Origin of the sequence: Undibacterium sp. CCC3.4 (assembly GCF_034347425.1) — a bacterium.
Lineage (GTDB): Bacteria > Pseudomonadota > Gammaproteobacteria > Burkholderiales > Burkholderiaceae_D > Undibacterium.
Genome location: NZ_CP133779.1, coordinates 2290263 through 2315627 on the forward strand (window position 1 = coordinate 2290263; position 25365 = coordinate 2315627).

Genomic DNA, 25365 nt, shown 5'->3' on the forward strand with positions numbered 1-25365 from the left:
TAGGTACTGCCCTACCGAAACTTTACAGGGGAACTCACATGCACACAAATAAAAAATCATCGGCACTGCGCTATACCATCGCTTTACTCGGTTTGGCCGCGGCATTGAGTGCGGCGACCAGCCAGGCCGAAGAAACCCCATGGCAGAAAGCGCATCCGCGCCGCGCCGAAGTCAATCAGCGGCTCGACAATCAAAACAAACGCATCAATAAAGAAGTGGCGGAAGGAGAAATGAGCAAGGGGAAAGCCGCCCGACTCAAGAAGCAAGATCATCAGATTCGCCAGGAAGAACGCGATATGGCGTCGCAAGATCACGGCCATATCAGCAAGCAAGAACAGAAAACTTTGAATCAGCAGGAAAATGCCGTCAGTAAAAAAATCGGTTCTTGACTCTTGATTCTTGATTCCTGATCGGTATTCATCAAAAATCTGACTAGGGTTTGAAACCCCGGGCTTCAGAGGCTGTCGCAAAAGGGTATTGAGTCGGTATCATTACCCTAACTGGTGGCCACGTCATTCCTGCGCGCTTTTGGCAGGAACCCAGCGGCGTTCGTGGTTAACTGAAAATGCCAGAGATGATCGTGTTTTCAGCGCTGAAAACGACACTGGGTTCCCGCTAAAAGCATGCGGGAATGACGAGGCTGCGGCATGCGGGAATGACGAGGTATGCGGTGTTTCAGGTGTAAAAAACGTCCATCAGGCTTTTGCGACAGCCTCTTTTGGCCGGTGAGCGACGAAGGAGCGACCCGATGGGAGGGGATGCAAACCCCTTCCAGAGGCTTTTCCATCGTCGCTTGCGACGATCCATTAAGTTGCTGCGGTATACGTGCCACGGCAAGCAAGCCGCCGCGTTGATGCCGGCGATTAGACTCAGGGAAGCGCGGATTTCATCCGCGCTTCCCTGATTTGTGATAAATCGGGTATTTCCTTTTATTACAGAATAAAATTCTGCCGATTTCGGATAAGTTATGCATACTGAGCTCCTGCTGACCAGCATTCCATTTCCTGATGACGCCTTAAGATGAAACTTGACTACTCTGCCATCCTGGCCACCATTTACGAAGAAGTTCAGCCTTTGCTTGCCGAAGGTCGCGTTGCTTCATACATACCGCAGTTGTCGACGGTGCCTTTGGCGCAATTTGCCATGGCGATTTATTGCCTTGATGGCAGTAGTTATCAGGTTGGAGTGGCCGAGCAGAAGTTTTCCTTGCAGAGTATTACCAAATTATTCGCCTTAGCATTGGCGTTTTCGCGTGAAGGAGATGCGATTTGGGAGCGGGTCGGGCGCGAACCGTCTGGCAATCCCTTCAATTCCTTGGTGCAAATTGAGCACGAGCGCGGTAAGCCGCGCAATCCCTTCATCAATGCCGGGGCCTTGGTGATCAGCGATATTTTGGCGAGTCGCTTTGTCCAGTCCGATATCGCCGTGCTGCAGTTTGCCCGCAGCATCTGCGGTAATGCCGGCATCGATTTCGATACGGCGGTGGCCGAATCGGAACGCGCCACGGCGCACAGAAATTACGCCATTGCCCATTTGATGAAAGATTTCGGTAATTTGCATAATCCGGTTGAGCAAGTCATCGCCAGTTATTGCCGCCAGTGTTCGATCACGATGACTTGCAGCGAGCTGGCACGCTCCGGCAGCTTTTTGGCGCAACACGGTACTATCCCTTGGAATGGCACGGCGATTCTCGATCGCAGTTCGGCCAAGCGCCTCAATGCCCTCATGCTCACCTGTGGAACCTATGATGCGGCCGGCGACTTTGCCTATCGCGTCGGATTACCGGCTAAAAGTGGCGTCGGCGGCGGTATTTTGGCGATTGTTCCCGGCGAATTGGCGGTAGCCGTCTGGTCGCCCGGTCTCGATGCGACTGGCAACTCATTGGCCGGCACCTATGCTTTGGAACGATTTACGACGCTGACCGCGCGCTCCATTTTCTGATTGCACCACGCCTCCCTCTCTCTCTCCTTCACAGCACCGGCGCGATGACAGGCATGCTGCCGTTACCGCCATATTGTTCGCCAGAGTAAGCGGCCTTCGTGTGCGCGCTGCCGCTCGCGCTGCGTGATTGCGATAAATATTTCCTGTTGGCACAATTTGTGCTCGGTAATTATGCTTGATGCAGGCAAACCGTCCCGCGCTACGCCTGGAAAATATTTTGACTGATTGCACTCCCTCGTCAGCGGCGCAGCCGTGGGCGACCCAAATGATTGGAACTACCATGCCTTTGGCATATGAGCCTAGCAATGCGTGTGTAAGATGCGAACCGCAACGTACGGCACAAACCCCTGCCTTTGTCGGCCTGGCCTTATCATGTCGGCAACAGTAATGCGCGGCAATAGCCAAGCAGAAAGCGTTGTCGATACCCCACTGTGGCAGTCTATCGTTGCGCGCAGTATCGTGCCGGAGCAAATTGAAGATCTGAGCGCTTACGGCCGCTGGTGGCTGGCGCGCGCGCGCGGACAGATGAGTTTATCCATGGTTGCCGCCGCCTATCTGGGGGTAGCCGCCGGCGAGCATGCCTCGGCTGAGGCTTGCTCTACCCATGTGGTTCCGGATGATTTGCCAAGTTTCAGTGCAGCCATGGAGCAAGCGCGCCATGGTGGTGCGCCGCTCGATTGTGAATTTCGTTTGATCGATCCGCTCGAAGGGGTGCGCTGGTTTCGTCTGCGTTCTTTGGTTGCCGAGTCTGCCGCGATCAGTTCGGGCGTGCTGATCGATGTGACATCGGTCAAGCACGCAGCGATGCGCGAGAAATTCAATTTCGCCCTGACCCAGTATTTGATCGGTACCGACACGCTCGCTGAGGCCGTCACTAAAATTATTGAGTTAGTGTGTCTCGATCTTGGTTGGGAATGGGGCGCGTATTGGGAGTTGGGCCAAGATGGCAGCGACGCGAATATCTTGCACTGTAAGCATTTTTGGCATGGGAATAATGCCCGGCTTGTGCCGTTCCAGCTCTGTAGTGAAGCCATGCATATTTCCCCTGAGCACGACTTGGTCGGACGGGTTTGGCGTACCGGTCAGGCCGAATGGATAGACGGTTTTAGTAGCGGTGGCGAGTTTTTACGCGGCGCATTAGCGAGTGCCAGTGGCTTACAGTCTGGGTATCTGTTTCCGGTTACCTATGTGACCGCGGATGGCAGTTTGCACCGTCCTGGCGTACTGGAATTTTTCAGTAATTTTCCGCGTCAGCGCGAAGCCCAATTGCCCGATTTGTCGGCGGCAATCGGTGCGCTCATCGCCTTGACCGCACAGCGCATGACGCAGCAGGCGCAAATCCGCCGCTTAGCCCTCAGCGATGAAATGACTGGTCTGGCTAATCGCAAGCACTTTCATGCAGCGCTCGATGCGGCCTGTCACGATGGAAAACAGCCGAGTTTCGGCGTCTTGTATATCGATCTCGATCAATTCAAACCGATTAACGACGCCTTAGGCCATCAAGCCGGCAATTGCGTATTGATAGAATTCGCGCGCCGTATGCAGGCAGTCGCACCGCGCGATGCGGTCATCGGCCGTTTGGGTGGCGATGAGTTTGCCATACTCGCCAGCGGCAGTGTGCTCGAGCTCGATATGCTGGCGCAGGCGGTATTGCAGGCGGCACGCAGCGTGTTCATTTATGAGGGCAGTGAATTGTCGGTTTCTGCCAGCATCGGCATCAGCGTGTTTCCGCAGCATGGCAGCAGCACGGCGGAACTACTGCATGCGGCCGATGCCGCCATGTATCTGAGCAAACGCAACGGCCGCAATCTGGTCAGTCATTACCAAGACGATGGCAATCGTGCCCAGCAAGAATTAGCCGGACAACTGGCTTTATTATCTGAGCTACATCATGCCCACGCGCGCAATGAATTTTTTCTTGAATACCAGGCGATTTTCGATAGTGTCGATGGCCGCGTCTGCGCCGTCGAGGCCCTGATACGCTGGTGTAAACCGAGCGGTGAAATCGTGCGGCCCGATCAATTCATTCCGATTGCTGAACGCAGTCGCCTCATCGTACATCTCGGTCGCTGGGTGGTCGAGCAAGTTTGCCGCGATTTGCCGCTCATGCATGCTGCCGGCATGATGCACATGCAGGTCCATATCAACATGGCCGCGCCGGAATTCCTGGACAGCGAACTGCCGGCCGAATTGATGCGCATCGTCAGCCAGGCCGGTATTACCAGCGATAATATCTGCCTTGAGCTGACCGAAAGTGCGGTCATGAGTCAGCCGGAAAAATCTATCCCCATCATGCGCGAGTTGACCAGCTTAGGGTTTTCCATCAGCCTCGACGATTTCGGCATCGCGTATTCTTCCTTATCTTTAGTCAAGCGCTTGCCGCTGTCTTCCTTGAAAATTGACCGCTTATTCATCTCCGGTGTGCCGCATGACCGCGACGATTGCGCGATCGTCCGCGCCATCCTTGAATTGGGCCGCAATATGAAAATCGGCGTGATTGCCGAAGGCGTGGAAACCGATGCGCAGCTGAGTTTTTTGCGTCAATTCGGCTGTCCGGTGCAAGGCTATCTGTTGGGTCGGCCTATGAGTGTCACGGCGCTGATTGCACGGCATCGAAAAACTAAGCTAAGCAGTTTGTAGCGGTGCTCGGTTGTTTGAAATAAAAAAATGCCTGATGAAAAAAATCATCAGGCATTTTTTTATTTCACTGGCGCGCACTGTCGCGCGTCAGCGTGTATCAGAACTGATTCATCGTGTTGTCTTTACCCGAGGCTTTCAGTGCTGCATCGCCGCTGAAGTAATCTTTATGATCATCACCCATGTCGGAACCGGCCATGTTTTGATGCTTGACACAGGCAATACCTTGACGGATTTCTTTGCGCTGTACACCGGCGACATAGCCGAGCATACCTTGGTCGCCGAAATAGTCTTTAGCCAGGTTATCGGTCGACAAAGCAGCAGTATGGTAAGTCGGCAAAGTGATGAGGTGATGGAAAATACCAGCTTCACGGGCCGAATCAGCCTGGAAGGTGCGGATTTTTTCATCAGCGACGATGGCCAATTCAGTACCATCGTATTCGACATTCATCAGCGCAGCGCGGTCGTAAGCGGAAATATCTTTGCCTTCTTGTTTCATGATATCGAAAATCTGCTGGCGGAAATTCAAAGTCCAGTTGAACGATGGGCTGTTGTTATAAACCAGCTTGGCATTCGGGATGACTTTACGAATTTCGCTGACCATGCCACCGATTTGAGCGATATGTGGTTTCTCAGTTTCTATCCACAGCAAATCTGCGCCGTTTTGCAGCGAGGTGATGCAATCGAGTACGCAACGCTCTTCACCAGTACCGGCGCGGAATTGGAACAAGTTACTCGGCAAACGTTTCGGGCGCAGTAATTTGTCGCCGCGTTTGATGACTACGTCACCATTGTTCATCGATGCCGTCGATACTTCGTCCACATCGAGGAAAGAATTGTACAGATCACCGAGGTCGCCGACTTCGTTAGTTACCGCAATTTGCTTGGTCAAACCGGCACCGAGCGAATCAGTACGCGCAACGATGAGGCCATCATCGACACCGAGTTCGAGGAAGGCGTAACGTACGGCGCGGATTTTTGCCAAGAAATCTTCATGTGGTACCGTGACTTTGCCATCTTGATGGCCGCACTGTTTTTCATCCGACACTTGGTTTTCGATTTGGATGCAGCAAGCACCGGCTTCGATCATTTGTTTTGCCATCAGATACGTCGCTTCGGCATTGCCGAAACCGGCATCGATATCGGCAATGATAGGCACAACGTGGGTGATGTGATTGTCGATCTTATCTTGAATTGCTTGCTTTGCAGCACCCTGTGCAGCATCGAGCTGACGGAACAAACCGCCGAGCTCACGCGCATCGGCTTGGCGCAGGAAAGTGTAAAGTTCTTTGATCAAACCGGCAACAGCGGTTTTTTCATGCATAGATTGATCTGGCAATGGGCCAAATTCCGAACGCAGCGCGGCGATCATCCAGCCCGACAGATAGAGGTAGCGGCGATCGGTGCTGTTGAAGTGTTTTTTGATCGAAATCATCTTCTGTTGACCGATGAAACCATGCCAGCAACCAAGAGACTGCGTGTATTTGGATGGATCGGCATCGTAGTTAGCCATGTCGGTACGCATGATCTTGGCCGTGTAGCGAGCGATGTCGAGTCCGGTTTTGAAGCGGTTTTGCGCGCGCATGCGGGCGGCCGATTCAGGATTGATCGCGTTCCAGGCACTACCTTCTTTGTCTTTCAGACCGGCAATGGCTTTGATGTCGTTTTGATATTGTGACATGGGGCTACCTCAAAAAAAATAAAACAAGATTGAGAAATTTGTATCGGCGATCACGTCAATGATGCTCTTACAAAAACAGGGTGTTGAAATCGAAGCGAAACTGCATGAAAGAATAATAAACCGTTTTTAGCTCGTGCACCATGTCTTATATAAGACATATAACTTAAATAAACACCTTTGTTTTCAATGGCTTATGTTTGTATTTTTGCGATGTGAAATAAATTTTCGTAAAATGAAAATGTCTTCACGGTGTTTATCATACGTCAATCTCACAATGTGAATCCAAATTTTCGTATGGTGAGAAACGCGCCATGGGCATCTCAGTTTGCAGCCGACTCCGTTCTGCCGCTCAGGCGCCTGGGTGCTTAAACCACATTAAATCGCAATGCAATTGATAATCGTTACTATTTACAATATAATTCATGTTGCTTTGAAGCGTCATTGTCGCGCTTCCCATTTAACCGCCACTGAAAGTCAGCATGAAACGCCGCACACCTATCGCCGCCGCCCTGATTACCTTATTTGCTCAGTCACAAGTTGTATTAGCGCAAGAAGTCGCTGCAACGAGTCGTGTCGAGCAAACTGCCGATCATTTACCGGAAGTCCAGGTGCAAGGCCGCCGCAACGACTTCGTTTCCGGTACGCTGTCATTGAGTAAGTTGGCGGTCGAGCAGCGTGATATCCCACAATCGGTCACGGTGGTGAATAAGGCTTTGATGCAATCGCAAGGGGCAAACTCGATGTCGGAAGCTTTGCGTAATGTCTCCGGCATCACCCTCGGTGGTGCCGAGGGCGGACAAATCGGCAATAACGTCAATCTCAATGGATTTTCTGCGCGCACCGACGTCTATCTCGATGGCTTTCGCGATCGTGGTCAATATTTCCGCGACACCTTTGCGCTCGATGCGATTGAAGTGCTGATGGGGCCATCGTCGATGTTATTCGGTCGCGGTTCAACTGGCGGTGCCATCAACCAAGTGAGCAAAAAGCCGCAGCTCAAAGATCAAACCGAAGTGAATGTCTCGCTGACCAGTAATAGTCTGGCGCGTTCCAGCATCGATGTGAACCACGCCACTTCCGATACCTCAGCCGTACGTGTGTTGGCGATGGCGCAGGATGGCAATGCCAGTACGCGTGATCAATCCAAGGTACAAGACTTTGGCCTGGCACCCTCGCTACGCTTCGGTATCGGAACGGCGACTGACATTACCCTGTCTGCCCTGTTACAACATAATCGTGACCAGCCCGACTACGGCATCGGTCCTTTGAACGGCCGGCCGGCCAAGGTCGCACGTGACACCGCCTATGGCTATGAGGATGACCACACCACGTCCGATGTGGCTGCCCTCAATGGCACGGTGATACACAAGCTCAGTGCCGACACCACGCTGCGTAACCAAAGCCAATTCAATTACGTGCGCACCAGTGCCGTGGAAACTGCCGCCAATACCATAGGCACGGTCGGCGCAAAAGGCTTCTCTACCTTGCCGGTGTCGGCCACCAGCGCACTGCCACTGAGCAGCCTGTCGGTACGCTTGCAAAGCCATGATCGCACGATCAGCGACTATTCGTTTTTCAATCAAACCGAATTATCCAGCGTACTCGTCAGCGGCGGCATCAAGCATCATGTCTTGGCTGGGCTTGAACTCGGCCACGACAGCTATGAGAATCAAGCCTACTACCGCAACGGCACTTGCAATGGCACTGCCCTCAATGCCGCCAACGCCACTACCGGCTATGTCGCTTGCGTGTCATTATTAAACCCAAATAACGCTAACTCGCCAACGAGCGTAACGAGCAGCGCTGGTAATCGCGCCGGCGGCTCTGCCAACACCGTGGCGACCTATGTTAACGATACCATGGACCTCACGGACCAGGTCAAATTGGTTGCCGGCTTACGTTATGATCGCTTCACTGCCAGCATCAACAATTCCATCAATTCGACCAATACGGTCGGCAGCACCGCGATCGCCAATGCCTATCAAGCGATCGGCTTTACCAGTGTGCGACTCGGTACGATTTGGCAACCGGATGCACAACAATCTTACTATGTATCGTATGGCACCTCGTTTAACCCTTCGTTGGAACAGTTGACCGGCACATTGGGTCAACAGAATTTGGATCCGGAAAAAAATCGTTCGTATGAACTGGGCGGGAAATGGGATGTATTGAACGGTGATGTAGCGCTGACTTCGGCCATATTCCAAATTCAAAAAGAGAATGCGCGCAGCCAGATCAGCACCGGGGTCTACGAACTTGACGGCACCGTGCGCGTCAATGGTTTTCGCGCCGGTGCGACTGGCCGCCTGAGTAAAACTCTGCAAGTGGCGATGAACTACACTTACCTCGATGCGCGCATCCTTGCCGCCTCTGCAATCGATGGAACCGCAGGGAAAACTCCGGCCAATACGCCGCGCAACACCCTGACTGCATGGACCACCTGGGAACTTGCCAAGCATTGGGAACTCGGCGGTGGGCCGGTGTATATGTCGCAGCGTTACGCTAATTCCACCAACTTGGTCGGCGTTGGTGGCTACACGCGCTGGGATACGACACTGGCCTATACGCAGAAAAAATACGATGTACGCTTGAATTTGTTTAACCTGACCAATAAACTGTATGCCGATGCGCTGATCCAGTCCGACGGCGGGCGTGCGGTACCGGGCAGCGGTCGTAGCGCTATGCTGTCATTGGCCTATCGCTTCTGATCTCAACAGGAGCGCGACGATGCTGATTCATATTCCGCAAGTTCTCACGCCCGATACTCTGGCGGCAGTGCGCCAATTGTTGCAGCATGCCGGGTCGGCATGGGTTGATGGGCGCGTTACTGCCGGGTATCAGGGGGCAGCGGTGAAACTCAATGAACAAATCGATGAGCAGTCTGAGGTGGCGCAGCAATGCCAGCAGATCATTTTATCGGCACTGGAACGGCACCCCTTGTTCATCAGCGCGACCTTACCCAATGTCGTCTACCCGCCGATGTTCAATCGTTATGGTGCCGGCATGGAATTCGGTTTGCATGTGGATGGCAGTGTGCGTTTGCATCCGCATCATGGCAGTAAGCTGCGCACGGACGTATCGGCCACGCTGTTTCTGGCCGATACCGACGAGTACGATGGCGGTGAGTTACGCATCGTCGACACCTATGGCGAACACAGTGCTAAACTCGCGGCCGGCGACATGCTGGTGTACCCGGCAACGAGCTTGCATCAGGTGTCTGCGGTCACCCGTGGGACGCGTCTGGCGTGCTTTTTTTGGGTGCAAAGTCTGGTCAAAGACGCGGCACAGCGCAGCATCTTGTTCGACATGGATCAAGCAATACAAACCCTTAACCAAACCGGGGCCGATGCCACTGCGCGGCGCGCCCTGGTTGGGTGTTATCATAATTTGCTGCGGCAATGGAGCGAAGTCTGACGCGGTGACCTGATCGAATTACTATCAACGAAGGAGCGTGACCCTGATGGAAAATCCTGTCCAGCCTTTGCCGGCACCGCTGGTGTACGTATCGATTACCGGTTTGCGCGTTAACAGCAGTTGGCATTACCTGCGCTTTGCCTGGTTTGCCGTGCGCTCGATGACGCAAGCGCAACGCTCACCCGGCTTGATTCGGGTAGCGGCGCGCAAGATCAATGGCGTGCATCACACTTACTCGGTCTGGGAAGATGAAGCAGCGATGCGACGTTTCCTGGTGGTTGGCGCGCACTTACAGGCGATGCGTGCGTTCAAGCACATCGCCAGCGGCAAGACGGTAGGATTTTTAACCAGCGAACCGCCGGATTGGTCGCAAGTGCATGAGATTTGGTTGCGCGAGGGCGTGGACCGCTGAGCTGTGCGATTACCAAATGGCTGTGGCCCAGACTGCAGTTGTTTGGTGTTTGCTTCCAGTGTTACAAAAAATGAGCAAGGAACTGGCAGCGGCTTAAGCTCAAATCTTATCAACTATCCTGACACAGAGGGCAGGCGCAGAAGTTCTGAAACACGATATGGTATGTCTTGACGCGCATTTGCTATGAATACAATATCTGCATCAGAGGCCCCATCAAGGTCAATGCAAGCATTTTGAATAATGATGCAACTTGAACCGCTTGAATGGTCGCGTCCCTCAAGCATCGCCTTCCATGGTCCCCTTGCAGTGGCATCTGCGCGTGCGAGAATTGTAGCAATTCGTTCTTCGTTTAGAATTTCGTTTTTCATAGCAGCAGCCTATCTATAACTGCCGTACAAAACTACGTCAGCAAGGACGCCCTGTGCCAACAACCGACCGTAACAATGAACTGCCCAAGCCAAGTTCGCTATCATTGTAGAAACCGCCGCACTCAATGAAGCAGATCTGGCACTATATTGTCGTGGCAAAGGACTTTACCCAGCACAAGTCAAGACCTGGCGAGAACTGGCCGAGGCTGCGCAAAATGGACAGCCAGTAGCCCAAGCTGAACAACAACTTTGTTATCGTATCCGGCAGTGGTGATGTATTGATCATGATGGCAGGCTACGCCGCTGATGACGGATTGGTGATACATATCGGGCGATTGTTTCAAAATCATGGGGCTCTCTAGCCTAAGTAGTCACGCGACCATAGCGTCGAGTGCCAATGATAAATATATGATTAGCCAAGCATACCAACAGACAAACGACCACGTTTTGCGCCGCAAACCAAGTCCAGTCGAATTGCTTGCCGACTAGCCAGGCCGGAACGCCGGTGATGAACAAGCAGGGGATGAGAAAGAGAAAAATCAGGCGTGCGACGCCGTCGAATGCATCAAGCGGCCGGATCATGACCTTGAAGCTGGGATTGGAATGACGCATCGCCACCAATGCATTAGTCCAGAAAATACTTGAACGATAGATCCAACTGATCGCTGCCAGCACGATACTTCCTTCCACAATCACAAGCAGGTGAACCAAGGCCAGCCAGAGTGGGGTCGTCAGTGTAATGTGCAGGACAATGAAGGAAAGCAGCGCAGCCGATGTCAGCATAGCGTGTTGTAATGAGATGCTTGTGGCAACATAAAAAAATGGCAAATGCACCGGCAGCAGCAAATGGGTATCGAGCTTCATATTGTGCACTCGGCGCTGCAGTTCCATGCTGCTTTGGCCGAACAGCATCATATACAAATTATCGACGCAGACAACAGTGACAAAAAAAACGAGTAGATAATGCTGACTCATAAAACCGAGAAATTGGCTGTGCTGACTGAGTGCCCACCAAAAAATTCCCTGAGTCACACCATAAATGAAATTAACGAGCGCGGAAACCCAGAAATTAACGGGATTTTTTTTCGCTATCGATACGCTTTGGTAAAAACCGAGTCGTATCAGTGGATAGTCAATCATAGGAAACGTAAGCCTGGTTATATTTTGATAAATACTTCCATGAGTAGTGGGCAATCGTCAGCATGCTCAACAGTACAGCCGCCAAGTGGGGCAAAAACAAATCATGCCCACTCCGACCCATTGCGGCTTGGGCGGGAATGAAGCTGATGTACTGAAACGGCAAAAACGCGAAGACATGTTGAACCAATACTGGAAATAAATCGAGCGGGATCAGCGCACCGGACAGTACCCAGGCTAAGGTATCCTTGATGGTAACAAGTGAGTAGGCTTCTCTGAATGTAAAACTCAGGCACGAGAGCGAAAAACTGAGGCAGATGTTGATGAGCAGACCCGCTGTCAGCAAAACTGGCAGCAACACAAAATTACCCGCTCCTTTTATCAGCATGATGCACAGAATGAGCGGTGAGAATAGCAGTAATCGTGCCAACATTTGGCCCAGGCCATAAGCGAGAAAAAATCTCAGTACGCCTGTCGGTAGCAGCAGGAAGCGTTCAATTTGGCCGTTTTCTATATACACAGCCAATTCATCGGGTAAGCCGGACACCGCCGTAATTTGAAAAATCAAGACAGACCAGAGCAGATAATGAATGATCGTTTCTTGCTTGTAATGAGCGATGCCTGCCTCTGCGGTCAGTTTGGACCAAAAACTGAATTCAATCAGGTAGAGCATGGCAAACAAAAATACCGGACCGAGAAAGGCCGCTTTGGTCCTGAGTGTCTCTACGACTGCATAGCGGATGATCATAGAAACAGGCTCTCCAAGTGAATAATTTTCTCGTGCTTGCCGTGTTTGGGATTGAGTTCAATCGCACGTATCCTGCCTTGTACAAGAAAAAAAACCTGCTCGCAAATTTCGGCAATATCGGCCATATTGTGCGAAGTGATCAGTACGATAGCGCCGGTTTGCTGAGCAAACTGCGCCAGAGACGGACGCAAGGCAATTCCAGATTCGATATCTAGCCCTATGGTTGGCTCATCCAGAATTAATAATCGCGGTTGATTGAGCAGATGAATGAGCAGATTGGCTTTGACAGATTGCCCCAAGGAATAGGTTTTGGCAGGTTTGTCGACGATATGGCAGAGCGCCAGCTCCTGTAATCGTATGTCAACTTGGGCAGGATCGTAATGGCGCCGATATATATGCTCGAACAGTCGCAGGTTTTCGTGCAACGACAGTTCAGGCCAGAGCAGCGATTGATGTCCGAACATCACGCCGAGCTGGCGCAGCATGCCCGGCTTGCGCGTGCTGGGACTATCGCCGAATACATCAATGCTACCGGAATCGGCTTGCAGAATGCCGCTCATGAGTTTGATCAGTGTCGTTTTTCCACTACCATTTTTACCGAGTAATCCGTAGTTAGTCCCTGAGTGAGGCAGATGCAAATCGAGAGCTTGGAAAATGTTGACTGTGGTTTCCGTGCGGGAAAACAGATTGCGGTACCAAGGGCCGCTGGCAATGCTGCGGACACGGTAGTTGAATGAAACGGCAGTGAGCTTAACTGACATGTTCAGACCTCAGTAGTAAGTCATAGTGCTCTTTTCAGGACGGCGATGTGATTACTTCTTGCTGTTGATCGGGAGGCTGCGTGATGGGATGGGTTTCGGATTGACTGACAGACTTGGTCATTTTTTTCTCCTCACGAATAGAAAACATTTTATGTCTTGGTGTAAAAAAGTAAATAGGATAAATTCGAAAATGTGCGCAGGAAAGAGCAATGGTGAAGCAAGTACCAATACGTATTCGGGATAGCATTCATCAAAAATCTGACTAGGGTTTGAAACCCCGGCCTTCAGAGGCTGTCGCAAAAGCCTAATGGACGCTTTTTTACACCTGAAACACCGTATACCTCGTCATTCCCGCGTGCTTTTGGCGGGAACCTAGTGTCGTTTTTTACACTGAAAATGCCACAATTTCTGGCATTTTCAGTTAACCACGAACGTCGCTGGATTCCTGCCAAAAGCACGCAGGAACGACGCGGCCACCAGTCGGGGTAATGATACCGACTGAAAACCCTTTTGCGACAGCCTCTTCAGGCCGGTGAGCGACGAAGGAGCGACGCGATGGGAGGGGATGCAAACCCCTTCCAGAGGCTTTTCCATCGTCGCTTGCGACGATCCATTTAGTTGTTGATGAGCGCCTTCTTGAATTCACCGTTTTCAATCTTTGATCGCAGGCCACCGGTCCGCAAACAGTCTCCGCAAAAAGGTGCAACTTATCGGACAGGGCCATTTTTGCAGACAAAAATTGCCCATGTCGACTTGAAAGTAAAACCACCAGGTCGGCATCGCTGTCCGGTTTGAATTCTCCACGGGCACGATTGCCGTACAAAATTGCGCTCCGCAAAGGAAATTTCGTAGCCGCTTCAGCTAAGAAGGCTTGCGTTGTTTTTACTGTTTCCAGGTCAAGAGGGTGATTTTCCACTGTTCGCAGTGTGCGCTCTTTAGTATCAATTTCAGGTGATCGCTATTCAATGAACCGTATAGCACCGCATGCCTGTCGCTACGCATTTTTTTGAAATCCGGTACCAGCGACAGCACACCCAAAATCGACCCGATGTGGTCGATCCCAGCACGTATCCTATCCGCGCGCACAACAAAAAACCCGCATTCTCCAAGGAGTTTGCGGGTTCTTCGTACGTTGCAGAACGAGTCTGAACGAAATTCTGGTGGTGATAGGTGGACTTGAACCACCGACCCCAGCATTATGAGTGCTGTGCTCTAACCAACTGAGCTATATCACCAAGAAGCCTGAGATTATGTCAGGCTGTGACCCCGCTGTCAATATCGGGAGACGGAATTTTCTGGGAATTGCTTTGTTCTGTATCAAAACGCTGCTGCGGTGACGCTTTCATGTCTGGCCATCCTGGTTTTTTCTGACCATTTCAAGGATTTGCTCTTGCGGGTCTTGGCTCAGGCAATCGATGATCAGGCGTTCCGGCATAGAGCGCAACCAAGTCAGCTGGCGTTTGGCCAACTGGCGGGTGGCGATGATGCCAAGTTCGCGCATCTCTGCTGCGTTGATATTGTTATCGAGATAATCCCAGGCCTGACGGTAGCCGACGCAGCGTATCGAGGGCAGGTCGGGATGCAGCTCGGGGCGTTGCTTGAGGCGGCGCACTTCGTCGAGGAAACCGTGCGCCAGCATGTGGTCGAAGCGTTCGGCGATACGTTGGTGCAGCACGCTGCGATCCGACGGTTCCAGCGAGATAGCCAAGGTTTCGAAGGCGGGTGCGGCGCGGCTTTGCTGGGCCAGCAGGGTGCTCATGGCTTGTCCGGACAGCGTGATGATTTCGAGGGCACGCTGGACGCGCTGGCTATCGTTCGGCTGCAGGCGCGCGGCGGTGATCGGATCGAGGCGCGCCAGGCGTGCATGCAGCGCCGGCACGCCGTCGCGTGCGGCTTCGGCATCGAGTGCGGCACGCAGTATGGGATCGGCACCGGGTAAATCGTCGAGGCCGTGTTTGAGCGCATTGAAGTACATCATGGTGCCGCCGACTAAGATCGGCAGTTTGCCGCGCGCGCGAATATCGTTGACCAGTGCGGCGGCATCGGTGCGGAACTGCGCTACCGAGTACGATTGCGCCGGGTCGATCAGGTCGATCAGGTGGTGCGGCGCGCTGGCGCGCTCGGCGGCGCTCGGTTTGGCGGTGCCGATATCCATGTCGCGATACACGAGGGCGGAATCGACCGAGATGATTTCGGCCGGAATGTGCCGGGCGATGGTCAACGCGGCCGCGGTCTTGCCGGAGGCGGTTGGGCCCATGATGGCGATCACGAGTGGCTGCCGCGGCGCTGCGGGAATAGTTTTATTGGCCACGTAAAAACATCCGGTCGAGGTCGTTCATGCCCAGTTGTACCCAGGTCGGGCGGCCGTGATTACATTGGTCGGCACGTTCAGTTTGTTCCATCTGGCGCAGCAGGGCGTTCATTTCCAGTACGGTCAGGCTGCGATTGGCACGTACGGCGGTATGACAAGCCAATGTGCCGAGCAATTCATTGCGGCGGTCGATCAGCACACGCGAGCCGCCGTATTCGCGTACTTCGCGCAGCACGTCGCGCGCCAGCGATTGGGCATCGGCATTTTGCAGCAGGGCCGGCACGGCGCGCACGGCCAAGGTGGTCGGGCTGATGGCGGCGAGGTCGAAACCCAGGGTTTTCAGGGTATCGTGGTGTTCGGCGACGGTGGCTACTTCGATGGCATCGGCGTAGAAAGTGACCGGAATCAGCAGGGCTTGTACCGGCATGGCGTTTTCATCGAGCGCCTGTTTGAGTTGCTCGTAGAGGATGCGTTCGTGTGCCGCATGCATGTCGACCAGTACCAAGCCTTGGCTGTTTTGGGCGATCACATACACGCCGTGTAACTGGGCCAGTGCAAAACCGAGCGGATGTTCGTCGTCCGGCAGGCTGCGCGCTGGTGGCACTTGCGGTGTCGTGCCGGTGGGCGGGCGAAACAGCGCGCCATAGCTTTGCAGATTTTGCGCTACGCCGGCTTCGTTGCGGCTGCCGAAGTTGTTGTAGTTTTGGCCGCCGTTACTGCTGCCGCCGCTTTCTCGTGGCGTGGCGAATTGGCTGGCGAAGCTGCTTTGTGTGCCGGCGATCCAGGCTTGCGGTGAGCTGGCAGCGGCGGTGGCCGGTGCCGGTACGGTGCCGTAGGCGGTGGCCGAAGTCAGGGCTAAGGCGCGGCTGACGGCGTGAAAGACAAATTGATGGACGGCGCGGCTGTCGCGGAAGCGTACTTCGATTTTGGATGGGTGGACGTTGACGTCAACCAACGCCGGGTCGAGTTCTAAGGCCAGCACATACGCGGGATAGCGGTCGCCGTGCAAGACATCCTGATACGCGGCGCGCACGGCGTGGGTCAGCAGTTTGTCGCGCACAAAACGACCATTAACATAAAAGTACTGGGCATCGGCGCGCGCTTTCGAGGCGGTCGGTAAGCCGACGAAGCCATGTAGTCGCAAGGGGCCGGCGCTTTCGTCGAGCGCTAAGCGGGCCGCAGAAAAATTGTCACCCAGAATTTGCCCACTGCGTTTGTCGATCGCGCTGACATTCCAATGGTCGACCGCTTTGCCGTTGTGGCTCAGGGAAAAGGCGACGTCCGGCCGGGCCAGCGCGATGCGGCGCACCACTTCGGCACAATGGCCGAATTCAGTTTGTTCCGATTTCAGAAATTTGCGTCGCGCCGGCGTGTTGTAATACAGATCTTGTACATCGACTGTGGTACCGGCAGCACCCGAGGCCGGTGAGATTTTGCCGGCTTCGATTTGCCAGGCATGTGCATCGTCGGCCGTGCGCGTGGTCAGGGTGAGTAGCGAGACCGAGGCGATCGAGGCCAGCGCTTCACCGCGAAAGCCCAGCGTGGCGACATTTTCGAGTTCGGACAGTGAGGCGATTTTTGAGGTGGCATGGCGTGCCAAGGCCAGCGGCAGTTGCTCTGGCGGAATGCCGCGGCCATTGTCGGTGATGGCAATGCGCTTGACGCCGCCTTCTTCGAGGCGGATGCTGATGCTGGCGGCACCGGCGTCGAGAGCGTTTTCAAGAATTTCTTTGACTACGGCGGAAGGCCGTTCGACCACTTCACCGGCGGCGATCTGGGAAATTAAGTTATCGGGCAGCGCCAAAATGGGGCGGCGTTCAAGAGAGTTTGCATTCATCATCAAATTATACCTGCTCGCTTGCGCGCGCAGCGGCTTAGTGTATGATATCCGCGGGTTCCCAGACTAGGATGATAATGGATTTTATGCAATTATTAGGTATGCTTTTGCATGTCGACAAAATGCTCGGTGCGGTGATTGCACAATATGGCACCTTGGTATATGTCGTGTTGTTTGCGATTATTTTTTGTGAAACGGCGTTTGTTGTACTGCCGTTTTTACCCGGCGATTCATTATTGTTCATTGCCGGCACTTTCAGCGCGACCGGTGCCATGAATGTCTGGGTGCTGATCGTTTTGTTAGTGCTCGCTTCGATACTCGGCAATACCGTCAATTACTGGATAGGCAGTCAGATCGGCCACCGGGTGCTGGAACGTGATTACCGCTGGATTGATAAAGCGGCACTGAGAAAAACCCATGAGTTTTATGAAAAACATGGCGGCAAAACCGTGGTGCTGGCGCGTTTCATTCCCATCGTGCGTACTTTTGCGCCGTTTGTGGCCGGCATTTCCGATATGACGCATCGTACTTTCCAAATCTTCAATGTGCTCGGCGCCTTGCTGTGGATTTTCAGTTTGGTATTGAGCGGCTATTTTTTCGGTAATATTCCTTTCATTCGTGAGCATTTGAATAGCATTGTGCTCGTTGGTGTGGGTGCTGCGATTGTTCCTATCTTGCTCGGTACCTTGTGGAAGCTGTGTCGCGGCTGGCGTAAGGCGGTCTGATCTTGGCCGCTTCATCGATCCGTATCTGGTTGCACCAGGCGGCACCGATGAAGCCGCCGCTCGGGCAGGCGTGTAATGGTTGTGGTGTGTGTTGTGCTGCCGAGGCTTGCCCGGTGGCACTTATTTTTTTGTGGCAGCGCCGCGGACCCTGCCGCGCGCTCGAATGGCATGAAGCAGGGCAGCATTATCGCTGTGGCATGGTGTTGCAGCCGGCGCGCTATGTGCGTACTCTGCGCGCGCTGCCCTTGCCGCTGCATGCTTGGTTGGGGCGACGCGTGCGGCGCTGGATTGCCGCCGGCAGCGCTTGCGATTCCAGCGCCCATGTAGAGCTTGGCTGAGGCGAGCTCAGGTCAGGCGACTTTTTGCCAGCGGTGGATTCTTTGAAAAATACTTTTTGACACCCTTGACGATGGCCTCAGCCATTTGGTCTTGATAGGCGTCGTCGGTCAGTTTGGCTTCTTCTTCGGGGTTGGAGATGAAGGCCGTTTCTATCAAGATGCTGGGAATATCCGGGGCCTTCAAGACCGCAAAGCCGGCTTGTTCGACCGCGCCCTTGTGTAAGCGGTTGATGCCGCTGATTTCATTGAGTACCACCTTGCCAAGTTTCAGGCTATCGTTGATTTGCGCCGTGGTAGAAAGGTCGAGCAAGACGCTGGCCAATTGACGGTCATGGGTTTTGATGTTGACGCCACCGATCAAATCGGCGGCGTTTTCTTTATCGGCCAGCCAGCGCGCCGCACTGGAACTGGCACCTTTTTCGGATAAGGCGAACACCGATGAGCCGCGAGCAGTCGGATTGACAAAGGCATCGGCATGCACCGACATGAACAGATCGGCTTGCACGGCGCGTGCTTTTTGTACGCGCACATTGAGCGGTACGAAGTAGTCGGCGTCGCGTGTGAGCATGACGCGCATGTTCGGGTGTTGTTCCAGTTTTGCCTTGAGGCGTTTCGCAATCGCCAACACGACATCTTTTTCGCGACTGCCACCGCGCCCAGTGGCACCTGGGTCTTCGCCGCCATGACCGGGGTCGATGGCGATGGTGATCATGCGCATAAGCAAAGGGTTGGCGCTATCGAATTTATCGAGCGGTTTCGCCGCGACACTGCTGTCGGGCCGGTTTTCCGGTTTGGCGGATGGTTTCGCTTTGGCTTCGGCCGGCAATTCGGCTGGCTCGGCTTTGCGTTCGCCCATAGGTGTGGTCGGTGCGACTTGGGCGTGTTGGCCATCATTTTGCCAGTCGCCTTTTTCAATCAGGGCGGCGATCGGGTCGGGCGCATTGGCCGGATACAGATCGAATACCAGACGGTGCTTATAATTGCCAACCGGTTGCAGGGTAAATACCTGCGGGCTGACTTCTTCTTTCAAATCGAACACCAGCCTGACCACATTGGGCTTGTTTTGGCCGACTCGGACTTGGCGTATGTAGGGGTCGTTGGATTGGATTTTCGCGACCAGTTCTTTCAAGGTCGGATTGAGTTCCAGCCCTTCGATATCGACGACCAGGCGTTCCGGATTTTTGACGGTGAAAAAGTTAGTCACCAATTCACTGTCGTTTTCCAACGTGACACGGGTGTAGTCTTCCGCCGGCCAGACGCGCACGGCGAGAATTTTGGCCGCCCGTGCCAAGGGCGTGACGAATACCGACAGCAGCAAGGTGCCGCCGGCTTTGAGCAGAGTACGGCGACGCTGCGGGCTTACAGATTTGGAACGAATTGGAGTGATGCGAGACATGCGATACCTTTGACAGACAACGCGTGCAATTCTACCTCACGTGCGTCACCGGCGACGCGTAAAAATAACTGTAAATCTGCTTGCGGCAGGATGCCATCGGCTTTTTCTGGCCATTCGACCAGGCAGATGTTAGAGGCATTGAACTCTTCGCGAAACCCAGCGTCTAAAAACTCTTCTGCGCTGACCATGCGATATAAGTCAAAATGCAGTATTGTTAATTTCTGGCCGTGCAAAGTCACTGGATACGGCTCGACCAGCGTGTAGGTCGGGCTTTTGACTGTGCCATGGTAGCCGGCTGCATGAATGAGCGCACGTGCGAGTGCAGTTTTGCCCGCACCGAGGTCGCCATGTAAAAATAGCGACATGCCCGGCTGCAGTACGCGTGCCAGACACTTCCCTAAAGTTTGTGTGGCTGCCTCATCGGGCAGTGTGGTTTTATAATGTGACATTTCCAGCCAAGTCTGTATTCATGAATTCGCTTAACATAGCATATCGTCCGGTCCTTGTATATTTAGCGCGGGCGTGCCGATGACGCACACTGCTTCCTCTTTGATCGAACTGGCGGCGCGCATCAAGCTCTGGGGGCGTGAGTGCGGTTTTGCCGATGTGGTGATCGCGGATGTCGATCTGAGCCATGTCGAAGCCGATTTCGCGCAATGGCTGGCCGCCGGGTATCATGGTGACATGGCGTATATGGCCGCGCATGGCAGCAAGCGCAGTCGTCCGGCCGAGCTGGTACCGGGCACGGTGCGGGTGATTTCTGTGCGGATGAATTATTTACCGCAAACCGAAGGCTGGCGCGCTGCCGAGCAAAATCAGGCGGCCGATCAGGCGGTGATTTCACTGTATGCGCGTGGTCGCGACTACCACAAAGTGTTACGCGCGCGCTTGCAGCAACTGGCCGATCGGATTGCGCAAGACATCGGTCCGTTCGGCCATCGGGTGTATACCGATTCAGCACCGGTGATGGAGGTGGCGCTGGCCGCCAAGGCTGGCTTGGGTTGGCGCGGTAAGCACACACTGCTCTTGAGTCGCCATGCCGGCTCGATGTTTTTTCTCGGAGAAATCTTGATCGATCTGCCCTTGCCGGTCGATGCGCCGGTGACTGAGCATTGCGGTCAGTGTTCGTCTTGTATGACGGCTTGTCCAACCGGGGCCATCGTCGCACCCTATCAAGTCGATGCGCGCCGCTGTATTTCTTACTTGACCATCGAATTACATGGCAGCATTCCGCTCGAGTTGCGCGCGCTGATCGGTAACCGCGTCTATGGCTGCGATGATTGCCAACTGGTGTGTCCTTGGAATAAGTTTGCACAAGCCAGCGAACTCGATGATTTCGCGGTGCGACACGGGCTCGATCAAGCGCGCATGGTCGACCTGTTCGCTTGGAGCGAAGAACAGTTTTTACAGCGCATGGAGGGCAGTCCGATACGCCGCATCGGCCATGAACGCTGGTTGCGCAATCTCGCCGTCGGGCTGGGTAATGCCGCCGTTGCATTGCCAGGCGACGCCACCATCGTCGCGGCGTTGCGCGCGCGCGCTCAGCATCCGTCGGCGCTGGTGCGCGAACATGTCAGTTGGGCGCTGACCTGCCATGGTGTGAACGGAGCCTGAATTTTTTATGTGGTCCGCTATTTTGTTTCGGCAGTATTTACGCTTGGCGATTCCTACCGTACTCGCCGCCTGGGTGTACAGTGCCTATGCGTTCATCGATGGCGTGTTCATCGGCCGTTATGTCGGCAGCACTGGTCTGGCGGCATTCAATCTGATTGTACCGTTCTTATATATACCGTATGCCTTGAGTGTGATGGTCGGCGTCGGCGGTGCCACCTTGGTGGCGCGCTTGCTCGGTGCCGGCGAGGCGCGTGCGGCCGCGGCCGCCTTCACGCAGTCTTGTTGTTTATTGTGCGTACTCGGTCTGGCCTGTTCGCTGGCGCTGGGCTTGGGGGCCGGCTGGCTGGTTGAGATGGTGGTACCCCCGGGGCCGATGCGCGCGTATGCAGAGAGTTATTTGCAAATCGCGGCCGGCTTCACCTTGTTTGCCACGCTCAGTTATGCCTTGGAATTATTTTTACGAGTGGAAGGCGCGGCCAGCTATGGTTTACTGTGTCTTTGCATCGGCGCGCTGCTTAATATCGGACTTGATTACCTGTTCATCGTCGAATTTTCTTACGGCATGCGCGGTGCCGCTTGGGCTACCGGCATCAGCCATGCGGTGGCGGCGCTGCTGATGCTGTCGTATCATGTGTGGCGGGCCGCGCATCTGCGCTTGGTGTCGCATGCATTTGAACAAGTCAATGTGCTTGCTCAGATTGCTTATAACGGTTTGTCGGAATTACTCGGCGAATTGGCCCCGGCGTTCACGATTCTAGCCTTTAATTGGGTCATCGCCGGTCAGCTTGGTCAGGCCGGCTTGGTAGCGTATGCGGTCTTGGAGTATTTAACCATCGCAGCCGTCGTGACCATGGTGGCGCTGGTGCAGAGCATGCAAACGCTGGTCAGTTTTCAGCGCGGTGCCGGGGAATGGCAGGCGCTGCGCTCGGCCATGCATATCGGTGCGCTGTGTGTATTGTTGTTCGCTGCTGGCGCGATGCTGCTGATGTGGACACAGTCGGATCAACTGATTGTGTGGCTGCTACCGGGTGAGCATGCCGAGGCCTGGGACATTCTCGGCACCGCAGTGCCGTGGTATGCGCTGGCTTTCATTCCGGCCGGTGCCAATTTACTTATTTCCGGTTATTTCACCGCTATCGAAGCACCGCTGCGCTCTACCGTGATCGCACTGCTGCGCAGTTTCGTTTTATTGCTGGCAGCATTGTGCTTGCTGGTCGCATGGATGGGGGCCAGTGGGATTTGGTTTGCCCTGTTGCTGGCCGAAATACTGACACTCGTGCTCAGTGCTTGGCTCTACCGGCGGCACCTGCTGGAGAATAATTTTGTATGAGCCGTAAGCGCATCGGCCTTGGCTTTATTTCAGAATGCCCGCCAGTTCAACCGCGGTTTTAACTTGCATTTTGTCGAAAATATGCGCGCGATGTACTTCTACGGTACGCATACTGATGCCGAGCTGATCGGCGATGACCTTGTTCATTTTTCCCTGCAAGATCAATTCCAACACTTCTTTTTCGCGTGCCGACAAGCTGGCCAGGCGTTCGTGAATGGCTGCAGCGGCACCGGCTTGGCGCGATTGTTCCAGCGCCTCTTGCACCCTATCCATCAATTTATTGTCGTTAAACGGCTTTTCAAAGAAGTCGAACGCACCGCGTTTGAGCGAATCGACGGCCATGGGTACGTCACCGTGGCCGGTCAGGAAAATCACCGGTAGTCGACGCGTGAGCTTGCGCAGTGCCAGTTGGTCGAACATTTGTATGCCGCTCAAGCCCGGCATGCGCACGTCCAATAGCAGACAATCGCCCTGACTGTCAAAATGAAAAGCTTGGTCCAGTGTGCTGAGAAAGTGTTCCGCGCTGCCGTAAACCAATGCGCCGATCTGGCGCGAGCGGGCCAGCCAAGCCAGTGCGTCGCGGATGACATCTTCGTCGTCGATGATATGTAGCATATTCTCTCCAGATAGGCTTGGCCGGGTCTTGGCGTGCTCAGCAGCGCGCTTCACATGGCCGGTGACACAGGTTCGTGAAATGTCGGTAACACAAAGCGAAAGATAGTACCACCACCAGGGTTGTCGCTGTGGGTCAGTTTGCCGCCGTGGAATTCGATCGCCGTGCGGCAGATGTTGAGGCCCATGCCCATGCCGCTGGCTTTGGTGGAAAAAAACGGTGAAAACAATTGCTCGGCAATGCTGCTGGAAATGCCATGGCCGCGATCGATCACTTCTACCGCAATGGCGTCGAGTGCCAAGTCGAGCTGTACTTGTATGCGCAGGCTGCGCCGGGCCGGCGGCGTGTCTTGCATCGATTCGATAGCATTGCGAGTCAGATTGAGTAAAACTTGTTCAATCAATACTTGATCGGCCAGTACTTTCGGGCTTTGTCTTGGCGGCAGCCATTGGATAGGAATATATGACGATTGCGCTTGCAATTCGATCAGCGGCATGACTGATTGTATCAGTTCGCAGAGGTCAACTTGCTCTCTGCTCGGTTCACGTTTTTTTACAAATTCGTGCACGCTGCGGATGATTTGTCCGGCCCGCTGCGCTTGCGCATGCACCTTGCTCATCGCGCTTTGCAGTAAAACTTTATCGCTGTCGCCGGCTTCGAGCAAGTTGATGGCACCGGTGGTGTAACTTGAAATCGCGGCCAGCGGCTGATTCAATTCATGTGCCAGCATCGAGGCGATTTCCCCCATGGTTGCCAAGCGTGCGCTGGCATGCAGTTTTTCTTCTTGTTGGCGGCTCAGTTCTTGCGCATGCTTGAGTTCGGAAATATCGAGGATGGAGCTCATCCAACCGGTTTGTTCACCTGATTCGGCAATGAGCGGCGACTCGTACACCAGCACTGGAATACGCTGACCGTCGGCGCGTTGGTAGATGGTTTCGAAACCATCTTGTGGCACCGATCCGGCTAATAGTTGGGTGAAGCGTTGTTTGTATTCTTCCAGCGCTTCCGGGGCCCAATACGGCATCGGTGGCAGTCGTCCGACGATCTCTTCGGGCGGATAGCCGATCATTCTGCTGAAGGCCGGGTTGATATAGGTCAGCCGCCCTTGCATGTCGCGCGCGCGCAGACCGGTGACGAGCGAGTTTTCCATCGCCGTGCGAAACGTCACTTGCTGCCGTAAGGCTCCCTCAGCAGCCAGACGGCGGTTAATGTCGCGCCATAGGGCGATCAGGCTCCAGATCAGCCCGAGTGAGAGCACGATCACCATGAGCACGAGTAAATTCGCCAACAGCTTAGGTTCGCTCTTGATACTGTTGGTCCGCAAGATCAAGGTGATGCCGGGCAGGTCGAGTGTGCGGTTGTGAATATAGACGTTTTTACCGATGCCGCCGGCGGCCCGATCCGCAAAGACATTGTCGTCGCTGTCAACCAGGGTAATTTGGTTGTCATGCGCAAACCACCATGGCACGAGCTCGTCCAGTATGCCCTTGAGTTTGTAATTGATGACGATGCTGCCGGCATAGCGCTTCTCATGTATCAAGGGGATTTGGCAGCTCAACTGATAAGCGATGGCAGAATTACCATCGGAAACCGGCGGGTAACAGCGCGTCTTGAGGTCGATCTCCGGCACCCCTGATTCAAAATGCGGTAGCGTCGAGCGTTCGCGCAGGGTGCTGGTAGTGGTGACGACATGGTCGAACTGGTCATACCAAGAGATGCGTTCAATTTCGTGGTTATTTTCGACTAAACCGGTAAAGCGTCGCAAGGCTGCATCGACCGGTAATTTCATGGCACTGATTTCGGCACCGACTTGGCGCAGCATTTCATCATTGCGATTGAGCTGAAACTGAATCGCTTGCTCAACCCAGAGCGTATCGGCGATTAATTGTTCTTGGCGTTCGTTGGCTTCCATACGCTGTGCTTGCCAAGGCAACCAAATCAGGGTGGCAAGGAACAGGGATACCAGCAGGATCGGTAAGATCCAGCGCCATTTTTGGTTAGGCCATCGTTGAGTTTGGTAGAATTTTTTCATCATCAGTCAGGGTTGTTGGACTAGTTTACTGCAGAGGTGAAACAAACTGCCAGCTTTCTGCAGTGAATGT

The 25365-nt window shown here is 54.0% G+C and carries 23 protein-coding genes, 1 tRNA gene and 1 pseudogene; 11 read left to right on the top strand and 14 right to left on the bottom strand.

Translation table 11 applies throughout. The features are described 5' to 3' along the window. Nucleotides 1–38: 38 nt before the first annotated feature. From RHM61_RS10255 to RHM61_RS10265, 3 genes are all read left to right on the top strand, one after another. A complete protein-coding gene (locus RHM61_RS10255) occupies nucleotides 39–389 on the top strand; it encodes a hypothetical protein (RefSeq protein WP_322251008.1) in 351 nt (116 codons plus the stop codon). A 631-nt stretch (nucleotides 390–1020) separates the two neighbouring features. Next, nucleotides 1021–1941, top strand: coding sequence for a glutaminase (locus RHM61_RS10260; RefSeq protein ID WP_322251009.1), 921 nt, complete (start codon nucleotides 1021–1023; stop codon nucleotides 1939–1941). Nucleotides 1942–2313: 372 nt separating this feature from the next. Further along, nucleotides 2314–4581, top strand: a complete 2268-nt coding sequence (locus RHM61_RS10265) for an EAL domain-containing protein (RefSeq protein ID WP_322251010.1) — start codon at nucleotides 2314–2316, stop codon at nucleotides 4579–4581. Nucleotides 4582–4678: 97 nt separating this feature from the next. On the opposite strand, the gene RHM61_RS10270 is transcribed toward RHM61_RS10265, so the two are convergent. Beyond that, nucleotides 4679–6259: an isocitrate lyase gene (locus RHM61_RS10270; protein ID WP_322247186.1), complete on the bottom strand. Its 1581-nt coding sequence runs from the start codon at nucleotides 6257–6259 to the stop codon at nucleotides 4679–4681. A 479-nt stretch (nucleotides 6260–6738) separates the two neighbouring features. On the opposite strand from RHM61_RS10270, the gene RHM61_RS10275 reads away from it, so the two are divergent. From RHM61_RS10275 to RHM61_RS10285, 3 genes are read left to right on the top strand one after another with little or no spacing between them, the layout of a single operon-like run. Beyond that, nucleotides 6739–8967, top strand: coding sequence for a TonB-dependent siderophore receptor (locus RHM61_RS10275; protein ID WP_322247187.1), 2229 nt, complete (start codon nucleotides 6739–6741; stop codon nucleotides 8965–8967). A gap of 19 nt (nucleotides 8968–8986) precedes the next feature. Beyond that, a complete protein-coding gene (locus RHM61_RS10280; protein WP_322247189.1) occupies nucleotides 8987–9673 on the top strand; it encodes a Fe2+-dependent dioxygenase in 687 nt (228 codons plus the stop codon). Nucleotides 9674–9719: 46 nt separating this feature from the next. Beyond that, the gene (locus RHM61_RS10285; protein WP_322247191.1) at nucleotides 9720–10085 is read left to right on the top strand and encodes a hypothetical protein; all 366 of its coding nucleotides are present in this window, start codon (nucleotides 9720–9722) and stop codon (nucleotides 10083–10085) included. Between the two features lie 113 nt (nucleotides 10086–10198). Here the strand turns inward: RHM61_RS10285 and RHM61_RS10290 are convergent, their stop codons facing one another. Then, nucleotides 10199–10453: a hypothetical protein gene (locus RHM61_RS10290; protein WP_322247192.1), complete on the bottom strand. Its 255-nt coding sequence runs from the start codon at nucleotides 10451–10453 to the stop codon at nucleotides 10199–10201. Between the two features lie 79 nt (nucleotides 10454–10532). On the opposite strand from RHM61_RS10290, the pseudogene RHM61_RS20250 reads away from it, so the two are divergent. Next, nucleotides 10533–10700, top strand: a pseudogene (locus tag RHM61_RS20250) (IS3 family transposase); the annotation flags it as partial. Here RHM61_RS20250 and RHM61_RS10295 read toward each other — a convergent pair. From RHM61_RS10295 to mutL, 8 genes are all read right to left on the bottom strand, one after another. Next, complete coding sequence (locus RHM61_RS10295) at nucleotides 10633–10803, bottom strand: hypothetical protein (RefSeq protein ID WP_322247195.1); 171 nt, start codon at nucleotides 10801–10803, stop codon at nucleotides 10633–10635. The pseudogene RHM61_RS20250 and the gene RHM61_RS10295 sit on opposite strands and share 68 nt — an antisense overlap. Before the next feature lie 13 nt (nucleotides 10804–10816). Then, nucleotides 10817–11593, bottom strand: a complete 777-nt coding sequence (locus RHM61_RS10300) for an ABC-2 family transporter protein (RefSeq protein WP_322247197.1) — start codon at nucleotides 11591–11593, stop codon at nucleotides 10817–10819. Next, complete coding sequence (locus RHM61_RS10305) at nucleotides 11586–12338, bottom strand: ABC-2 family transporter protein (RefSeq protein ID WP_322247198.1); 753 nt, start codon at nucleotides 12336–12338, stop codon at nucleotides 11586–11588. The genes RHM61_RS10300 and RHM61_RS10305 overlap by 8 nt, the downstream gene beginning before the upstream one ends. Then, nucleotides 12335–13099 carry an ATP-binding cassette domain-containing protein gene (locus tag RHM61_RS10310; protein WP_322247200.1) on the bottom strand — a complete coding sequence of 255 codons (765 nt, stop codon included), beginning with the start codon at nucleotides 13097–13099 and terminating at the stop codon, nucleotides 12335–12337. Before RHM61_RS10310 ends, RHM61_RS10305 begins: the two co-directional genes overlap by 4 nt. A gap of 421 nt (nucleotides 13100–13520) precedes the next feature. Further along, nucleotides 13521–14015: a nucleotidyltransferase family protein gene (locus RHM61_RS10315; protein WP_322247201.1), complete on the bottom strand. Its 495-nt coding sequence runs from the start codon at nucleotides 14013–14015 to the stop codon at nucleotides 13521–13523. A gap of 242 nt (nucleotides 14016–14257) precedes the next feature. Continuing rightward, nucleotides 14258–14334 (bottom strand) — tRNA-Met (locus RHM61_RS10320). Between the two features lie 107 nt (nucleotides 14335–14441). Further along, on the bottom strand, nucleotides 14442–15356 hold the full coding sequence (gene miaA / locus RHM61_RS10325) for a tRNA (adenosine(37)-N6)-dimethylallyltransferase MiaA (protein ID WP_322251089.1): 915 nt from the start codon (nucleotides 15354–15356) through the stop codon (nucleotides 14442–14444). A gap of 43 nt (nucleotides 15357–15399) precedes the next feature. Continuing rightward, entirely contained in the window at nucleotides 15400–17247 is a 1848-nt protein-coding gene (gene mutL / locus RHM61_RS10330; protein WP_322251090.1) for a DNA mismatch repair endonuclease MutL, read from the bottom strand. A 77-nt stretch (nucleotides 17248–17324) separates the two neighbouring features. Here mutL and RHM61_RS10335 point away from each other — a divergent pair, with 77 nt between their 5' ends. Continuing rightward, a complete protein-coding gene (locus tag RHM61_RS10335; protein WP_322247202.1) occupies nucleotides 17325–17972 on the top strand; it encodes a VTT domain-containing protein in 648 nt (215 codons plus the stop codon). A 2-nt stretch (nucleotides 17973–17974) separates the two neighbouring features. Then, a complete protein-coding gene (locus tag RHM61_RS10340) occupies nucleotides 17975–18310 on the top strand; it encodes a hypothetical protein (RefSeq protein ID WP_322247203.1) in 336 nt (111 codons plus the stop codon). Between the two features lie 7 nt (nucleotides 18311–18317). On the opposite strand, the gene RHM61_RS10345 is transcribed toward RHM61_RS10340, so the two are convergent. Both RHM61_RS10345 and tsaE read right to left on the bottom strand, forming a co-directional pair. Further along, nucleotides 18318–19706 (bottom strand): N-acetylmuramoyl-L-alanine amidase, encoded by a 1389-nt coding sequence (locus RHM61_RS10345; protein ID WP_322247204.1) that lies wholly within the window; start codon nucleotides 19704–19706, stop codon nucleotides 18318–18320. Beyond that, on the bottom strand, nucleotides 19670–20155 hold the full coding sequence (gene tsaE, locus RHM61_RS10350; RefSeq protein WP_322247205.1) for a tRNA (adenosine(37)-N6)-threonylcarbamoyltransferase complex ATPase subunit type 1 TsaE: 486 nt from the start codon (nucleotides 20153–20155) through the stop codon (nucleotides 19670–19672). The genes RHM61_RS10345 and tsaE overlap by 37 nt, the downstream gene beginning before the upstream one ends. A gap of 79 nt (nucleotides 20156–20234) precedes the next feature. Here tsaE and queG point away from each other — a divergent pair, with 79 nt between their 5' ends. Together queG and RHM61_RS10360 are read left to right on the top strand one after the other, a co-directional pair. After that, nucleotides 20235–21320 (top strand): tRNA epoxyqueuosine(34) reductase QueG, encoded by a 1086-nt coding sequence (gene queG / locus RHM61_RS10355; RefSeq protein WP_322247206.1) that lies wholly within the window; start codon nucleotides 20235–20237, stop codon nucleotides 21318–21320. Between the two features lie 7 nt (nucleotides 21321–21327). Beyond that, nucleotides 21328–22650 (top strand): MATE family efflux transporter, encoded by a 1323-nt coding sequence (locus tag RHM61_RS10360; protein WP_322247207.1) that lies wholly within the window; start codon nucleotides 21328–21330, stop codon nucleotides 22648–22650. Nucleotides 22651–22674: 24 nt separating this feature from the next. On the opposite strand, the gene RHM61_RS10365 is transcribed toward RHM61_RS10360, so the two are convergent. After that, the gene (locus RHM61_RS10365) at nucleotides 22675–23265 is read right to left on the bottom strand and encodes a response regulator transcription factor (RefSeq protein ID WP_322247208.1); all 591 of its coding nucleotides are present in this window, start codon (nucleotides 23263–23265) and stop codon (nucleotides 22675–22677) included. A gap of 50 nt (nucleotides 23266–23315) precedes the next feature. Further along, nucleotides 23316–25295, bottom strand: a complete 1980-nt coding sequence (locus RHM61_RS10370; RefSeq protein ID WP_322247210.1) for a PAS domain S-box protein — start codon at nucleotides 25293–25295, stop codon at nucleotides 23316–23318. Nucleotides 25296–25365: the final 70 nt, after the last annotated feature.

Coding starts and splice junctions, on each gene's coding strand:
- RHM61_RS10345 (WP_322247204.1), bottom strand. CDS start 19,706: ATGTCTCGCATCACTCCAATTCGTTCCAAATCTGTAAGCCCGCAGCGT.
- RHM61_RS10300 (WP_322247197.1), bottom strand. CDS start 11,593: ATGATTGACTATCCACTGATACGACTCGGTTTTTACCAAAGCGTATCG.
- RHM61_RS10290 (WP_322247192.1), bottom strand. CDS start 10,453: ATGAAAAACGAAATTCTAAACGAAGAACGAATTGCTACAATTCTCGCA.
- mutL (WP_322251090.1), bottom strand. CDS start 17,247: ATGAATGCAAACTCTCTTGAACGCCGCCCCATTTTGGCGCTGCCCGAT.
- RHM61_RS10370 (WP_322247210.1), bottom strand. CDS start 25,295: ATGAAAAAATTCTACCAAACTCAACGATGGCCTAACCAAAAATGGCGC.
- RHM61_RS10310 (WP_322247200.1), bottom strand. CDS start 13,099: ATGTCAGTTAAGCTCACTGCCGTTTCATTCAACTACCGTGTCCGCAGC.
- RHM61_RS10365 (WP_322247208.1), bottom strand. CDS start 23,265: ATGCTACATATCATCGACGACGAAGATGTCATCCGCGACGCACTGGCT.
- RHM61_RS10275 (WP_322247187.1), top strand. CDS start 6,739: ATGAAACGCCGCACACCTATCGCCGCCGCCCTGATTACCTTATTTGCT.
- miaA (WP_322251089.1), bottom strand. CDS start 15,356: ATGGGCCCAACCGCCTCCGGCAAGACCGCGGCCGCGTTGACCATCGCC.
- RHM61_RS10295 (WP_322247195.1), bottom strand. CDS start 10,803: ATGATTTTGAAACAATCGCCCGATATGTATCACCAATCCGTCATCAGC.
- RHM61_RS10255 (WP_322251008.1), top strand. CDS start 39: ATGCACACAAATAAAAAATCATCGGCACTGCGCTATACCATCGCTTTA.
- tsaE (WP_322247205.1), bottom strand. CDS start 20,155: ATGTCACATTATAAAACCACACTGCCCGATGAGGCAGCCACACAAACT.
- RHM61_RS10285 (WP_322247191.1), top strand. CDS start 9,720: ATGGAAAATCCTGTCCAGCCTTTGCCGGCACCGCTGGTGTACGTATCG.
- queG (WP_322247206.1), top strand. CDS start 20,235: ATGACGCACACTGCTTCCTCTTTGATCGAACTGGCGGCGCGCATCAAG.
- RHM61_RS10270 (WP_322247186.1), bottom strand. CDS start 6,259: ATGTCACAATATCAAAACGACATCAAAGCCATTGCCGGTCTGAAAGAC.
- RHM61_RS10280 (WP_322247189.1), top strand. CDS start 8,987: ATGCTGATTCATATTCCGCAAGTTCTCACGCCCGATACTCTGGCGGCA.
- RHM61_RS10335 (WP_322247202.1), top strand. CDS start 17,325: ATGGATTTTATGCAATTATTAGGTATGCTTTTGCATGTCGACAAAATG.
- RHM61_RS10265 (WP_322251010.1), top strand. CDS start 2,314: ATGTCGGCAACAGTAATGCGCGGCAATAGCCAAGCAGAAAGCGTTGTC.
- RHM61_RS10305 (WP_322247198.1), bottom strand. CDS start 12,338: ATGATCATCCGCTATGCAGTCGTAGAGACACTCAGGACCAAAGCGGCC.
- RHM61_RS10260 (WP_322251009.1), top strand. CDS start 1,021: ATGAAACTTGACTACTCTGCCATCCTGGCCACCATTTACGAAGAAGTT.
- RHM61_RS10360 (WP_322247207.1), top strand. CDS start 21,328: ATGTGGTCCGCTATTTTGTTTCGGCAGTATTTACGCTTGGCGATTCCT.